This window comes from Micromonospora sp. DT43 (genome assembly GCF_049841645.1).
Taxonomy (GTDB): Bacteria; Actinomycetota; Actinomycetes; order Mycobacteriales; family Micromonosporaceae; genus Micromonospora.
In genome coordinates this window covers 162,781-177,238 of the sequence record NZ_JBNCKR010000009.1, presented here as the reverse complement: position 1 = coordinate 177,238, position 14,458 = coordinate 162,781, and the positions used below count along the sequence as shown (strand labels likewise).

Annotated in this window: 13 protein-coding genes; 10 read left to right on the top strand and 3 right to left on the bottom strand. The window is 71.7% G+C overall.

Annotation, left to right across the window (positions count from 1 at the left end; genetic code table 11):
• The first annotated feature begins 38 nt into the window (after positions 1-38).
• Positions 39-971: a sporulation protein gene (locus ACLQ26_RS21855; RefSeq protein ID WP_425746180.1), complete on the top strand. Its 933-nt coding sequence runs from the start codon at positions 39-41 to the stop codon at positions 969-971.
• Positions 972-977: 6 nt separating this feature from the next.
• Here the strand turns inward: ACLQ26_RS21855 and leuE are convergent, their stop codons facing one another.
• Both leuE and ACLQ26_RS21845 read right to left on the bottom strand, forming a co-directional pair.
• Positions 978-1,649, bottom strand: a complete 672-nt coding sequence (gene leuE, locus ACLQ26_RS21850) for a leucine efflux protein LeuE (RefSeq protein WP_425746179.1) — start codon at positions 1,647-1,649, stop codon at positions 978-980.
• Positions 1,649-2,890 carry a bifunctional pyridoxamine 5'-phosphate oxidase family protein/GNAT family N-acetyltransferase gene (locus ACLQ26_RS21845; protein ID WP_425746178.1) on the bottom strand — a complete coding sequence of 414 codons (1,242 nt, stop codon included), beginning with the start codon at positions 2,888-2,890 and terminating at the stop codon, positions 1,649-1,651. The genes leuE and ACLQ26_RS21845 overlap by 1 nt, the downstream gene beginning before the upstream one ends.
• A gap of 34 nt (positions 2,891-2,924) precedes the next feature.
• On the opposite strand from ACLQ26_RS21845, the gene ACLQ26_RS21840 reads away from it, so the two are divergent.
• The 9 genes from ACLQ26_RS21840 (at position 2,925) to rny (ending at position 13,430) form a co-directional block, all read left to right on the top strand.
• Positions 2,925-4,265, top strand: coding sequence for an aminotransferase class I/II-fold pyridoxal phosphate-dependent enzyme (locus ACLQ26_RS21840; RefSeq protein ID WP_425746177.1), 1,341 nt, complete (start codon positions 2,925-2,927; stop codon positions 4,263-4,265).
• Between the two features lie 107 nt (positions 4,266-4,372).
• Positions 4,373-4,495 (top strand): hypothetical protein, encoded by a 123-nt coding sequence (locus tag ACLQ26_RS21835; protein WP_007456791.1) that lies wholly within the window; start codon positions 4,373-4,375, stop codon positions 4,493-4,495.
• A gap of 384 nt (positions 4,496-4,879) precedes the next feature.
• Positions 4,880-5,584: a UdgX family uracil-DNA binding protein gene (locus tag ACLQ26_RS21830; protein WP_425746176.1), complete on the top strand. Its 705-nt coding sequence runs from the start codon at positions 4,880-4,882 to the stop codon at positions 5,582-5,584.
• Positions 5,585-5,719: 135 nt separating this feature from the next.
• Positions 5,720-7,324 carry an FAD-dependent oxidoreductase gene (locus ACLQ26_RS21825; RefSeq protein WP_425746175.1) on the top strand — a complete coding sequence of 535 codons (1,605 nt, stop codon included), beginning with the start codon at positions 5,720-5,722 and terminating at the stop codon, positions 7,322-7,324.
• Between the two features lie 188 nt (positions 7,325-7,512).
• Complete coding sequence (locus ACLQ26_RS21820; RefSeq protein WP_425746174.1) at positions 7,513-8,886, top strand: MFS transporter; 1,374 nt, start codon at positions 7,513-7,515, stop codon at positions 8,884-8,886.
• Between the two features lie 4 nt (positions 8,887-8,890).
• Positions 8,891-9,091 (top strand): DUF3046 domain-containing protein, encoded by a 201-nt coding sequence (locus tag ACLQ26_RS21815; protein WP_007456799.1) that lies wholly within the window; start codon positions 8,891-8,893, stop codon positions 9,089-9,091.
• A 188-nt stretch (positions 9,092-9,279) separates the two neighbouring features.
• Positions 9,280-10,326 (top strand): recombinase RecA, encoded by a 1,047-nt coding sequence (gene recA / locus ACLQ26_RS21810; RefSeq protein ID WP_007456801.1) that lies wholly within the window; start codon positions 9,280-9,282, stop codon positions 10,324-10,326.
• Positions 10,327-10,340: 14 nt separating this feature from the next.
• Positions 10,341-11,030, top strand: coding sequence for a regulatory protein RecX (locus ACLQ26_RS21805; RefSeq protein ID WP_425746173.1), 690 nt, complete (start codon positions 10,341-10,343; stop codon positions 11,028-11,030).
• A 633-nt stretch (positions 11,031-11,663) separates the two neighbouring features.
• Complete coding sequence (gene rny, locus ACLQ26_RS21800) at positions 11,664-13,430, top strand: ribonuclease Y (RefSeq protein WP_425746172.1); 1,767 nt, start codon at positions 11,664-11,666, stop codon at positions 13,428-13,430.
• Positions 13,431-13,537: 107 nt separating this feature from the next.
• On the opposite strand, the gene ACLQ26_RS21795 is transcribed toward rny, so the two are convergent.
• A complete protein-coding gene (locus ACLQ26_RS21795) occupies positions 13,538-14,410 on the bottom strand; it encodes an amino acid ABC transporter permease (RefSeq protein WP_425746171.1) in 873 nt (290 codons plus the stop codon).
• Positions 14,411-14,458 lie beyond the last annotated feature (48 nt).

The following is a 14,458-nucleotide window of genomic DNA, read 5'->3' as shown; positions in this document are numbered from 1 at the left end:
CCGGGGCCGGCGGGGCCTCGTCCGCGAGGGGGCGCGCGGTGCGGTTGACGGGGGTGTCTCGGGAGTCCGGTGGGACCGGGCTGTCCGTGCGGACCACGCTGCCGAACCCGAGCACCCGTCCGGGTCTGCGTCTGCCGGGGCGGGTGATCCTCGCCGCCGGGCCGGACGACGTGCTCGTACGCCACATCCGGCTCGGCCTGGTCACCACCGTCGAGCCGGACGACCCGGCCGCACCCCGGCGGCTCGTGCAGTTTCACCAGGTGCCCATCGCCGGGCGGTTCGTCGTGCCGGCGGGGCGTCGGCGCGCTGTCGACTTCGCGCTGCCGCTGCCGTGGGAGACGCCGTTGACCACGTTCGGCGGGGTGCCGTTGCTGAGTCTGCGGATGGGCCTGCGGACCGAGGTGTCCGTCGACCCGGATCTGGACCAGGGGGCCATGGTGCCGGTCCTCGTGCACCCGATCCCCACCCAGCAGCATGTGCTGGCGGCGCTGGCCACGCTGGGCTTCCTGATCCGCCAGGCCGGGTTGCAGGAGGGCGGGCTGCCGGGGGTGGAGCACACCCTGCCGCTGCACCAGCGGTGGGGCTACTGGGTGGGCCCGCTCTACGCCGGCCCGATCACCGAGCTGGAGCTGATCTTCGTGACGAACTCGGCGGGCCTGGAGGTGATCGTCTGGCTGGACCGCCGGTTGTCGCTGGCCGGGATCACCCACCAGAGCATCAGCCGGTTCCGGATCTGGCACGCGGACGCCGGGCAGCGGGACTGGGTCGCCACGGTGGACGGCTGGATACGTCAGGCGATCAACAGGCACGCCGCGGCCGCCGCGCACGCCGACTGGTCCGCGAACATCAGCGGGTCCGCCCATGTCAGCCGCCACCCCGACGAGCCGATCAAGCCCGGCTACGGCCTGGGCGGCACCGCCGGAGGCGCCGGCGTCGGTGGCGGCGGCTCCGGTGGAGGCGACGGGACCTGACCGGGGTCAGCCGGCGCTGGCGGTGGCGAGCTTGAGGCTGAAGGCGAGGAAGAGGGCCGCCACGGCTGTGGTGCCGCCCACGGCGAGGCGGCGACGCCTGCGGAACTGGGTGGCCAGGAACGTGCCCGCGAAGATCAGCGCGGTCAGGTAGAGCGCGCTGGTGACCTGGGCGATCAGGCCGAGCAGCAGGAACGACAGCGCCGGCCAGGCGTAGTCGGGGTCGACGAACTGGATGAAGAACGAGATGAAGAACAGGATCGCCTTCGGGTTCAGCAGGCTGATCACCAGCGCCTTGCGGAACGGGCTGCGCATCTGCGCCGGCTCCGCGGCGTCGATGAGCCGCGGCGTGCCCGGCTCGTTGCGGTCGCGCCAGCGCCGCGCGGCGCCGAGCAGCATGGTCACCCCGACATAACCGAGGTACGCGGCACCGGCGTACTTGATCACCAGGAACAGCGGCGGGTACGCCTTGAGCAGGGATGCCACCCCGGCGGCGGAGAGGATCATCAGGACCCCGTCGCCGACGAACACCCCGCCCGCGGCCCGGTAGCCGACGCCCACACCGCGCTTGGCGGCAGTGGAGAGCACGAAGAGTGAGTTCGGCCCGGGCAGCAGGATGATGGCCACGGTGCCCAGCACGTACGTCCAGATGTCGGTGATCCCCAGCACGCCCGCCATCATCACGCCACCGGTGCCGTCCGCAGAAGTCTTTCTCGCAGCCTGGCCTGTGCGTTCGGCCACTCGTCGACCGTCATCGAGTACTGCACGGTGTCCCGCCACGAGCCGTCGGGGCGTTGCCGGTGCATCCGCAGCACACCCTCCCGGGTCGCGCCGAGCCGTTCGATGGCGGCCTGGGAGCGAGCGTTGCGGATGTCGGTGTGCCAGACGACCCGTACCGCGCCCAGGTCGTCGAAGGCCCGGCCGAGCAGCAGCAGCTTGGCCTCGGTGTTGATCCCGGTACGCCACCACGGCCGGCCGAGGAAGGTGTGCCCGATCCCCACCGACCGCCGTTCCGGGTCGATCTCGTAGTAGGACGTGGTGCCGACGACCGCCCCGGTCACCGCGCAGCGCTGCACCCAGGGCACCCGCTCGCCGCGTTGCTGGGCGGCCAGCGCGGAGGCGATCACCGCGGCAGTCCCGGCCGGTTCGGTGGGCCGCGGAACGCTGAGGTGCCGCCACACGTCGTCGTCGGCGGTGGCGGTGTGCAGGTCATCGGCGTGCGCCAGGTCCAGCGGCTCCAGCAGGACGTGCTCGCCGCCCAGCGGGGCCGGGTCGTGCCAGGGCGTGTGCACCGACCGCAGGTACGCCGGCACTGGTGCGGTGACCTCGGCGGCGGGTTGCGGCAGGCCGGCGGTCAGCCGCAGCGGCAGTACGCCGGCCCAGTGCGGCAGGTGCAGGTCTGCCTCGTCCTCGCGGACCCCGCCGGTGCGGGACCGGACGGACACCTCCCGCAGCGGCAGCGCCAGCACGGCGGTCTCGGCCAGTTCGCGGCGGTTCGGCGGGCGGCTGTCCGCGCTGCGCCCCGCGCCCACCTTCTCGACGAGCGCGGTGAGCATGGCGCTCTTCTCGCGCTCGTCGGTGACCAGGTGGGCGGTGCCGAGCGCCACCACCGAGCGGTAGTTGGCGCTGTGGTGGAACTGCGAGCGGGCGTAGACCAGCCCGTCGAGCAGTGTCACCGTGACGCAGACTTCCAGCCCGTCGCCCCGGGCGGCGAGCAGCGGCCGACTGCCGGTGGACCCGTGCAGGTAGAGGGTGTCACCGATGCGGACGTGCAGGGTGGGGAGCACCCGGGGATCGCCGTCGACTGTGAAGCCGAGCGCGCAGTGGTACGCCTCGTCGAGCACGGCGTGTGTCGCCTCGCGGTCGTAACTCATCCGGTCGCGCGAGCGGGTGGGGGTGGTCCGGGCGGTGGGTGGGTACATCGACGCCCCTTTGTTCTAGTACAATCTCTTATTTGTGTCAGCACACTATCAGTTCAGTGGGACGACGGCCGCCACGATTTCGGCAAGCATCGAGTCGGGCATCCGTGCCGGCGCACTGTCGCCAGGCGCCGCCCTGCCGCCGGTGCGGGCACTCGCCGCCGAGCTGGGCGTCAGCCCGGCGACTGTCGCCCGCGCCTACCAGGAGCTGCGCCAGCGTGGTGTGCTGGCCACCGCCGGCCGACACGGCACCCGCGTCCGCCCGCGCCCACCGGTGGCCGCCCGCCGCTCCGCGCTGCGCCCCGCGCCGCTGCCCGGTGCCCGCGACCTGTCCCGCGGTGAGCCCGATCCCCGGCTGCTGCCCCCGATCGGCAGGCACCTGGCCGCCATGGCCGCCGACACCGGTCCGCCGGTCGGCTACTCGCAGGCCGGCGTGCTCCCGGAGCTGACCGAGGTAGCCCGTGCCCGGTTGAGCGCCGACGGCGTGCCCGCCGGGGATCTCACCCTGACCGGCGGCGCGCTGGACGGCATCGAGCGCCTGCTCGGCGCCCACCTTCGTCCCGGCGACGCGGTGGCGGTGGAGGATCCCGGCTGGGCCAACCTGCTCGACCTGGTCGCCGCCCTCGGGCTGCGGCCGATCGGCGTGCCACTGGACGACGACGGTCCACTGGTGGCCGGCGTGGCGGCCGCGCTGACCGCCGGCGCGCGGGCGCTCGTGGTCACCAGCAGGGCGCAGAACCCGACGGGCGCCGCCGTCTCCGCCGCCCGCGCCGAGGAGCTGCGCGCACTGCTCGCCGGCCGGCGGGACCTGCTGCTCATCGAGGACGACCACGCCGCCGAGCTGGCCCGCGTACCCCTGCACCCGCTGGCCGGCGTGACCGGAAGCTGGGCCTTCGTGCGGTCGGTGAGCAAGCCCTTCGGTCCGGACCTGCGGCTGGCGGTGCTGGCCGGCGACGAGACCACGGTGGCCCGGGTGACCGGCCGGACGCGGGTCGGTGCCGGCTGGGTGTCCACCGTGCTGCAACGGCTGGTGCTCGCCCTCTGGCGGGACCCGGCTGTCGACGAGCTGGTGCGGCGGGCGGCGCAGAGTTACGAGCTTCGGCGCGAGGGGCTGCTCGAGGCGCTCGCCGAGCACGGCCTGCCCGCGCACGGCCGCAGCGGCATCAACGTCTGGATTCCGGTGCCGGACGAGACCAGCGCGGTCACCGCGTTGCGGGATGCGGGCTGGGCGGTGGCGCCCGGCGCCCTCTACCGGATCGCCGCCCCGCCCGCCCTGCGCGTCACCGTCAGCTCGCTGGCCGTCGAGGAGCTGACCCCGCTGGCCGCCGCGCTGGCCCGCGCCATCCATCCCTCCCCTCCGTCGGGCTTCGCCACCTGACCTGCCGCCGAGCGGGTTGTGTAGTCGGGTTGCCCAGTCAAAAGGGGGGAATCGCGACGATTCGGAGCGACCGAGATGGGTATGCGGGCCGCCGGAGGTGCCTGACCATGGCTGCAAACGGAAACCGTAGGGGACTGTGGATCGCGATCGCGGTCGCCATCATCGTGATCATCATCGTGCTGATCGCCCTCGCGTCCTGCGGCGGCGGCGGGGGCGGCAACGGCTACTGACGCGGCCGGGCCGGGCGGCAACACGTCGCAGCTCTACAGCCTGGGACACACACTCCATCACGAGCATCAGGGAGCGGCCTCGGTGGCGTGCGCCGGCCCCTGACGAGACCGAGGCTCTACGTCTGCCCGGTGGTGTCGGGGTAGTTCAAGGCGGGGCTGGGGCCTGCGGCAAAGGGCGTGGCCATCCGCTGTGGCTGCCCGCCGTGTCGATGTGCTGTTGAGCGGTATACCTCAGAGGTATGAATATGACTCTGAGGTATACCGCTGACGACCGCATCCGCCCCCACGGAGGTGACCGAGGGTTACCTCCGGCCGCCGGCTGCGCCCACCGCCGGGGCCGGTCGTACCCGGCAGACGATACCGAACGGGTATATAACAGTCGGCATGGCTGAGCAGACCGACAACGCTCCCGGCGCCCAGCGGTTCATCCCGCCCGACGCCGACACCATCGCCGAGCTGCGCACCGCATCGGGCGGCTGTCGGGGCTGCGAGCTGTACCGGGACGCCACCCAGACCGTCTTCGGCCGGGGCGACGAGAGCGCCCGTGTGGTGCTCGTCGGGGAGCAGCCCGGCGACATGGAGGACCAGAAGGGCCTGCCGTTCGTCGGTCCCGCCGGTCGGCTGTTGCGCAAGGCCGTCGACGACGCCGGGCTCGACCCCGCGCAGATCTACCTGACCAACGCGGTGAAGCACTTTCGTTTCGAGCTGCGCGGCAAGCGGCGCATCCACCAGACCCCGGACCGGGTGCACATCACCGCCTGCCGGCCCTGGCTGGTCGCCGAGTTCGCCCGGCTCGACCCGGAGATCGTCGTGGTGCTCGGCGCGACCGCCGCGAAGGCGTTGCTCGGCCCGTCCTTCCGGGTGACGAGACAGCGCGGCGAGCTGCTGCCCTGGCCGGCGTCCGCCCAGCACCCGGAGGACTTCACCCAGGTGCCGGTGGACAGCGCCGGAGAGCGGGCCGACGCCCCGCCGGCCCGGCTACTGGCGACCATCCACCCGTCCGCCGTGCTGCGCGCAGACGACCAGGACAAGGCGTACGAGGGTCTCGTCGCCGACCTCACCGTGGCGGCCCGCGCCCTCGCCGGCTGACCTGAATGTCGTGCCCGTCGGAAACCGCCACCACCGGCGGGCCGGGAGGCGATACCTGCCGGAAACGGCGTTGCGTGATCCACGTAACAGGTCCTCTGCAGACTCACGTGAGTCGATCTTGTAGGGGAGGCGTTCATGAGCGATCAGACGCAGTCAACGGTGAGCCGGCGCGGGTTCCTGCGCGCGGTCGGGGTCAGCGGCGGTGCCGGTGCGATGCTCGCCACGATGGGAGCAATGGGTCTCGCACCCAGCGCCGCCGCGTCGGTGACACCGGCGTTCCGGGCACCCGAGCGGTCCGACTTCACCCTGACCGGGCGCTCGGGGGCCAGCGTCGTCGTGCTCGGCGGTGGCATCGCGGGGCTCACCACCGCGTACGAGCTGGGCAAGGCGGGCTACCACTGCACGATCCTGGAGGCGCGGCACCGCGTCGGCGGGCGGAACCTGACCATCCGTGGCGGCGACGTCGAGACCGACCTCGACGGGCACACCCAGCGGGCCGGCTTCTCCGACGGCGTCTACTTCAACGCCGGCCCGGGCCGGATCGCACAGTGGATGGTCACCATGGACTACTGCCGGGAACTCGGCGTACCCATCGAGGTCTTCACCAACCAGAACGCCGACGCCTGGATCTACAACGAGTCCGCCGGGATGACCGAGCCGATCCGCTACCGCACCGCCAAGGCAGACGTGTACGGCTACGTCTCGGAGCTGCTCGCCAAGGCCACCGACCAGGGGGCGCTTGACGCGCGGCTCACCACCGAGGACCGGGACCGGCTGCTGTCGTTCCTGCAGAGCTTCGGCGCGATCGGCGGGCGTACCAGTGACTGGGCGTACACCGGGACCAACCGTCGCGGCTTCTCCGCGTACCCCGGCGCCGGCAACGAGGTGGGGACGCTGCTCGGCACGCCGCCGGCGCTCTCCGACGTCTTCGCCAGCAACGTGGGCAGGTACTTCTCCTTCGAGTTCGGCTACGACCAGGCCATGCTGATGTTCCAGCCGGTCGGTGGCATGGACCAGATCCCGCGCGCCCTCGCCAAGGCCGTGGGTGGGCACCGGATCCGACTCAACGCCGAGGTGACAGGCGTGACCGACCGGGGCAGCCGCGTCGAGGTGACCTACCGGCAGGGCGGCCGGCAGTTGCAGATCACCGCCGACTACTGCGTGGCCGCGCTGCCGCCGCACCTGATGGCCCGGGTGCCGCACAACCTCGGCGCCGGGGTGACCGCCGCCCTGGCCGACTTCCCGGTCACCGCCGCCGGCAAGATCGGCCTGGAGTACCGCAGCCGCTGGTGGGAGACCGACCAGCGGATCTACGGCGGCATCACCGAGACCGACCTGGACCTGTCGCACATCTGGTACCCGTCCTACGGCTTCCACGGCAAGCGCGGCCTGGTCGTCGGCTACTACAACACCGGGGCGAACGCCAGGGCGTACAGCGGGCTCACCCCCGAGCAGCGCCGGGAGCGGGCGGTCAGCCAGGGGGTGAAGATCCACGGCGACAAGTACCGCAGCGAGCTGGTCACCTCGTACTCCCACGCCTGGGACCGGACCCCCTACATCGAGGGCGCCTGGACCTCGCCCCGCTACGACACGGCCGGATACAACCTGCTGCTCCAACCGGCCGGACGTGTCTACTTCGCCGGAGACTGGCTGAGCCACGAGGTGGCCTGGCAGCACGGCGCGTTCGTGGCGGCACGTTCGGCGGTCTCCGCGCTGCACCAGCGGGTGATGGCGGGCTGATCGAAACGCCGTGCGCCGTCCAGATCTTGGACAGTTCCCCGTTACGCCGGCGGGCCCCAACCCACCGGGAACACCATGATCGCGGGGTGAGGGCGATCCGGTCGTCTGTTCGGCTGTCGGCTAAACCCACTGCCGCTGGTCGGTGCGGGTGCGCGAGGATGAGTCGTCCCCTTCCGACAGGAGCGCCGATGGCGACCGACCTGACCGCGCCGCGTACCGCCGCCCAGCCCGACGTCGCGTCGATCCAGCGGCGTACCCTGCGGCTGCTCTTCACCACCCAGGTCATCGGCGGCATCGGTGTGACGATCGGCATCTCCGTCGGCGCGTTGCTCGCCGCCCGCGTCGCCGGCACCGCGGTGGCGGGCGTCGCGCAGAGCGCCGGAGTGGTCGGTGCGGCGCTGCTCGCCGTCCCGGTCACCCGGATCATGACGCGGCACGGCCGTCGTCCCGGCCTGGTCCTGGCGTACACGGTGGGCGCCGTCGGTGGCGTCCTGGTGGTGCTGGCGGCTGCCACCCGCTCGGTGCCGCTGCTCTTCCTCGGCATGCTGCTCTTCGGCGGGGGCACCGCCGCGAACCTCCAGGCCCGTTACACGGCGGTGGACCTCGCCGAGCCGGCCCGCCGAGGGCGGCAGCTCTCCCTGATCGTCTGGGCCACCACCATCGGTGCGGTGGCCGCGCCGAACTTCGCCGCGCTGGCCGACCGGGTCACCACCGGCTGGGGGCTGCCCCCGCTGGCCGGCCCGTTCGCGTTCAGCGCTACCGCGTTCGTGCTGGCTGCCGTCGTACTCCTCGGGTTGCTCCGGCCCGACCCGCTGCTCACGGCGCGGCGGCTCGCGGCGGCCGACGCGCCGGCCACCGACGCGACGGCGACCGCCGTGGCGGCCGAGGCGCCGGCGGCAGGTGGCGGCGCGACGCCGGACGCCGCGCCGGTCAAGGTGCGCGCGCCGCGCGGCGCCGGGATGCGGCTGGCCTGGTCTGTGGTACGCGGACAGCCCGCCGCCCGACTCGGCATCGCCGCCGTGGCGATCGGGCACCTGGTGATGGTGGCGGTGATGGCGATGACCCCGGTCCGGCTCGGTGAGTCGCACGCCGACGCCGACGTGCTGCGGCTGGTCGGGATCGTGTTGAGCCTGCACATCGCCGGCATGTACGCGTTCTCCCCGGTGGTGGGCTGGCTCACCGACCGGCTCGGCCGGCGGGCGGTGATCCTCGGCGGGGTCGGGCTGCTGCTGGCCGCCTGCGCGGTCGCCGGCACGGCCGGGCACCACACGCCCCGGCTCTCGGTCGGTCTGGTTCTGCTCGGGCTGGGCTGGTCGGGGACGATGGTGGCCGGCTCGACGCTGCTCTCCGAGTCGGTGTCGGCCGGTGTGCGGCCCAGCGTCCAGGGGTTCTCCGACCTGATCATGGGGTTGGCGGGGGCCAGCGCAGCGGTGCTCAGCGGGTTTGTCATGCAGCTCGCCGGTTATCCGGTGCTCACCCTGCTCGCGGCGGTCGCGACAGTGCCCCTGGTGGCGCTAGCGTTGCGCCCGGTGCCGACGGGGGCACCGGGCGAGGAGGGTTGATCACGTGCGGCTGACGGACTTCTGGGCGCGGCTGGAGGAGGCGTTCGGGCCGGGCTACGCGGCAAGCATCGCCCGCGACCAGGTGCTGTCCCAGCTCCATGGGCGGACCATCGAGCAGGCGCTGTCGTCGGGAGAGCAGACGCACGTGGTGTGGCGGGCGGTCTGCGCCGCGTACCCCGACCGCGTGCCCGCCCGACTACGCTGAGCAGCCTTTTCGCCGGTTCCGCGTGTCGCTTGTCGAGTCGTACACCTGTTCGGCTATTGTCCACAGCGGGGTGCTCGTCCACAGCTCGCGGCCCGTCGGCTGGTTTTCTGTCGGACCCAGCGCCTAGCGTGTCTCGCGTGACGAGAAGCTCAGCAGGAAAGACGCCGGCGAAGGCAGGGGTGGCAACGATGGCAGCAGGTCCTGACCGGGAGAAGGCGCTCGACCTTGCTCTCGCTCAGATCGACAAGCAATTCGGCAAGGGCTCGGTGATGCGGCTGGGTGACCGGCCGGTCGTCCAGACCGCGATCATTCCGACCGGGTCCATCGCGCTCGACGTGGCGCTGGGCATTGGTGGTCTGCCCCGTGGCCGGGTGGTCGAGATCTACGGCCCGGAGTCCAGCGGTAAGACGACTGTGGCTCTGCACGCGGTGGCCAACGCCCAGCGCAACGGCGGCATCGCCGCCTTCATCGACGCCGAGCACGCGCTCGACCCGGAGTACGCGAAGGCCCTGGGCGTCGACACCGACGCGATGCTGGTCTCGCAGCCGGACACGGGCGAGCAGGCGCTGGAAATCGCGGACATGCTGATCCGCTCCGGCGCTCTGGACATCATCGTGATCGACTCGGTGGCGGCCCTCGTGCCGCGCGCCGAGATCGAGGGCGAGATGGGCGACAGCCACGTGGGCCTCCAGGCCCGGCTGATGAGCCAGGCACTCCGAAAGATCACCGGTGTGCTCAGCAACACCGGCACCACGGCGATCTTCATCAACCAGCTGCGGGAAAAGATCGGCGTCATGTTCGGCAGCCCGGAGACCACCACCGGTGGTCGGGCGCTGAAGTTCTACGCCTCGGTCCGGCTCGACGTGCGACGCATCGAGAGCCTCAAGGACGGCACCGACGTGGTCGGTAACCGCACCCGGGTCAAGGTCGTGAAGAACAAGGTCGCCGCGCCGTTCAAGCAGGCCGAGTTCGACATCATGTACGGCAAGGGCATCTCGCGTGAGGGCTCGCTCATCGACGTCGGCGTGGAGCAGGCGATCATCCGCAAGTCCGGAGCGTGGTACACGTACGACGGCGACCAGCTCGGCCAGGGCAAGGAGAAGGCCCGGGAGTTCCTGAAGGAAAACCCGGACGTGGCCGCCGAGATCGAGAAGAAGATCCTGGAGAAGCTCGGCGTCGGGGTCGGCGCGGGTGACGCCGCCGGTGGCCCGGAGCTGCCGCCTGTCGACTTCTGATCGGTCGCTGACCAGTGGCAGGACGACGCGCCCGTACGGGACGGGGCTGGGATGCCAGCCCACCCCGTACGGGCGACGCCACCGATCCTCCCCGCCCTCGCCGGGGTCGCCGGGCCGAACAGCAGAGCGACGAGCCGCAGTCCCCGCCTCGTGACGAGTCGGAGGTGGCTCGCGAGATCTGCCTGCGCCAGCTCGCCGTCCGGCCCCGCACCCGGGCCGAACTGGCCGATGCGTTGGCCAAGCGGGGCATCTCCGACGAGGTCTCGGCCGAGGTGCTCGACCGCTACGACGAGGTCGGCATCATCGACGACGCCGCGTTCGCCCGCGCCTGGGTGTCCAGCCGGCACACCGGTCGCGGCCTGGCCCGTCGGGCGCTCGCCAATGAGCTGCGCCGCAAGGGCGTCGACGGTGAGGTGGCCACCGAGGCGCTGGGCGAGCTGGACGAGGAGACCGAGGCGGCGACCGCCCGCGCCCTGGTGGACCGCAAACTGCGTACCGCCCGGGGTGAGCCCGACGCGGTCTTCCGCCGTCTGGTCGGGATGCTGGCCCGCAAGGGCTATCCGCCCGGCGTGGCCATCCGCGCGGTGAAGGACGCGCTCGCCGCGCAGAGCGCCGAGGCGGCCGAGTTCGCCGAGCAGATCGACGCCGACGCGCTCGCCGACGCCGAGGGCGATCTGGAGCGCGACAACCGTCCGCTCGACTGAGTGGCGCGACGGCGGCGGGTGCCCATCGAGCCGCTGACGCCGGGCCGGGGGGCTCTCCACGATCGCCACCCGTCCGTCCCGCCGTCGTTGTCGAAGCCAGGTCGTTGGTGTCACACAGTCGGCTCGGCGGATGGTGTCCTCGTCGCTGAACAGGTACGACATCCGGATCGACGCCCGTCAGCTCGCCGCGTTTGTCCCCCGTTGTCCGCAACGACATCAGCTTTGGGTGACGCTACAACTTCGCTCCGTTCGGGGGGTTTGATCATGAGTCCTTGACCAGACCGCCCTCGGCGACCTAGCCTCGCCATACAGGCTCACATTGCCCGACCAGCGCAGGCTAAGCGCACAACATAGATCTCGTAACAGAACAGCATCACTTTGGCCGACTCCGCGGCCTTTGGCGGCAGTTCCGGACTGGCCGGTCCGGCGCTCCGCGACAACTGCACCCGGTCGCCGACGATGCCCGAGGGCACCGCCGGCGGAGAGAGCTATCCACGGCCAGCCGCTCCGGTCGGGCGTCCACAGCCGCAGGAGTGTGCCTCGGGCACAGTCGCTGCGGTCTCGACGTTCAGGGGAGGCGGCCATGGCGGGGCGGCGGCACAGGTTCACCGGTAGACCTCACGGGGTCCCGGCATGAACGCCCTCGACGTCGTGCTCCTCGCGGCCGTCCTGATGCTCGCGGTGGTCGTGGTCGGGGCGGTGCTGGTCGGCATTCGGACACTGCGCCGGATGGGCACGGCGCCGGCCCCGGAGGATCCCGCCTTCATCGCGGAGAAGGATCGTCAGGAGCAGTCCCTGGCCGCGCTGCGTAACGCCGCCGACCAGGCGAACAGCACGATCGACGTGGCGAAGTCCGCCGCCTCCGCGGCTCGTGCCGAGGCGGCGGCGGCGAAGGCCGAGGCGAAGGCGGCCCGGGCCGAGGCCCGGCGGGTGCTCGACGACGCCCGCGCCGAGGCGGACACCGTGCTGGAACGGGCGCACAAACAGGCCGAGGCGGACGCCGAGCAGCTCCGTACTACCGCGCGGCGCAGCGGCGAGCGGGAGGTCGCGGTGCTCGCCGCCACGACCCGGGAGCAGGCCGCGGAGGTGGAGCGCCGGGCGGCCCGGATGGACGAGCGGGAGCGGCTGCACACCGAGGAGGTGGAGCGGTTCGCCGAGCGGGAGCGGCAGCTCACCGCCGCGAGCGCCGCCCTCGCGGCCCGGGAGTCCGCGCTCGCCCAACGCGAGACCGAGCTGGCCGAGGCCGAGGAGTTGCGCCGTCGGGAGCTGGAGCGGGTGGCCGGTCTCACCGCCGACTCGGCCCGACTGGAGTTGATCGACGCGATCGAGACGTCCGCCAAGCGGGAGGCCGCGCTGCTGGTGCGCGACATCGAGTCCGACGCGCGCAACACCGCCGAGCAGCGGGCCCGACACATCGTGGTGGACGCGATCCAGCGGGTGGCGAGCGAGCAGACCGCCGAGAGCGTGGTGAGCGTCCTGCACCTGCCCGGCGACGAGATGAAGGGCCGCATCATCGGCCGGGAGGGGCGCAACATCCGCGCCTTCGAGTCGGTGACCGGGGTCAACCTGATCATCGACGACACCCCCGAGGCGGTGCTGCTGTCCTGCTTCGATCCGGTGCGCCGGGAGGTCGGCCGGCTCACGCTGGAGAAGCTGGTGCTCGATGGGCGGATCCACCCGCACCGGATCGAGGAGGTCTACGACCTGGCCCGTCAGGAGGTGGAGCAGCTCTGCCTCCGCGCCGCCGAGGACGCCCTCGTCGAGGTCGGCATCACCGAGATCCACCCGGAGCTGGTGACCCTGCTCGGTCGGCTGCGCTACCGCACCTCGTACGGGCAGAACGTGCTCAAGCACCTGGTCGAGACCGCGCACATCGCCGGCATCATGGCCGCCGAGCTGCGGCTGGACGTGCCCACCATCAAGCGGTCGGCGTTCCTGCACGACATCGGCAAGGCTCTCACCCACGAGGTCGAGGGCAGCCACGCCATCATCGGCGCCGACCTGGCCCGCAAGTACGGCGAGCACGAGGACGTGGTGCACGCCATCGAGGCGCACCACAACGAGGTGCCGCCGCAGACCATCGAGGCCGTGCTCACGCAGGCCTCCGACGCCTGTTCCGGCGGTCGGCCGGGCGCGCGTCGGGAGAGCCTGGAGGCGTACGTCAAGCGGCTGGAGCGGATCGAGGAGATCGCGGCCGGAAAACTCGGTGTCGACAAGGTGTTCGCGATGCAGGCCGGCCGGGAGATCCGGGTGATGGTCAAGCCGGACGACGTGGACGACATCGGGGCGGCCGTGCTGGCCCGCGACGTGGCGAAGCAGATCGAGGAGGAGCTGACCTACCCGGGACAGATCCGCGTCACAGTGGTCCGCGAGTCCCGGGTCACCGAGATCGCCCGCTGACCCGGCGGGCCCTTGATCGACACGCCTTCAGCGATATCGGGGTATCCCGTCGCCGGTGATACCCCGATATCAGCGAACTCGTGTCGATCACCGGCCGGACGGCCCGGTCAGATCATCCGGGCGGAGTCCAAGCCGGCGTCCTGGGCGGGCAGCACCTTGGCCGCCGTGTGCGGGATGCGCCCCATCCGCTTCTGCAACCACCACGCCAGGGCCGACAGGGCGCCGCAGATGGTGATGTAGACCGCCGCCACGATCAGGTACGCCGGCACGTACGGCAGCCCGAACGGCAACCGACCGCCGATCTGCTTACCCACGAACAACAGCTCGGGGTACGTGATGATGAACCCCAGCGCCGTGTCCTTGAGCAGCACGACGAGCTGACTGACGATCGCCGGGAGCATCGACCGGACAGCCTGCGGCAGCAGGATCAGCCGCAGCACCTGGTTCTTGCGCATGCCGATCGCGTACGCGCCCTCGGTCTGCCCGTACGGCACGGCGTTGATGCCGGCCCGGAAGATCTCCGCGAGCACCGAGCCGTTGTAGAGCGTCAGCCCGATGACCAGTGCCCACAGCTTGTCGATCGACCAGCCGTACTGCAGTGGGACGTAGTAGCCGAAGAAGATCAGGATCAGCAGCGGGATGGCCCGGAACAGCTCCACCACGAACGTCGCCGGGGCTCGCAGGATCCACTTGTCGCTCAGTCGACCGCTGGCGAAGACCGCGCCGAAGAGCAGCGCCAGGACCGCGGCGATGCCGGCGGCCTTCAGCGTCGCCCCCAGGCCGACGAGGAGTTCCCGTTGCACCGAGGCGTACTGGAACTGCTCCCACTTGCGGGCCTCGAACTGGCCGGTGTCGGCGAACTTGTAGCCGATGTAGGCGAGCAGCGCGATGATGCCGACGGTGGAGGCGACGCCCAGGATCGCGTTGCGCCGTTTGGCGCGCGGGCCGGGCAGGTCGTAGAGGATCGACGCCTGGCTCAACTCAGCCACCTTCCGTTCGCGACTGCGGGGCTCGCAAGCTCACTCCTC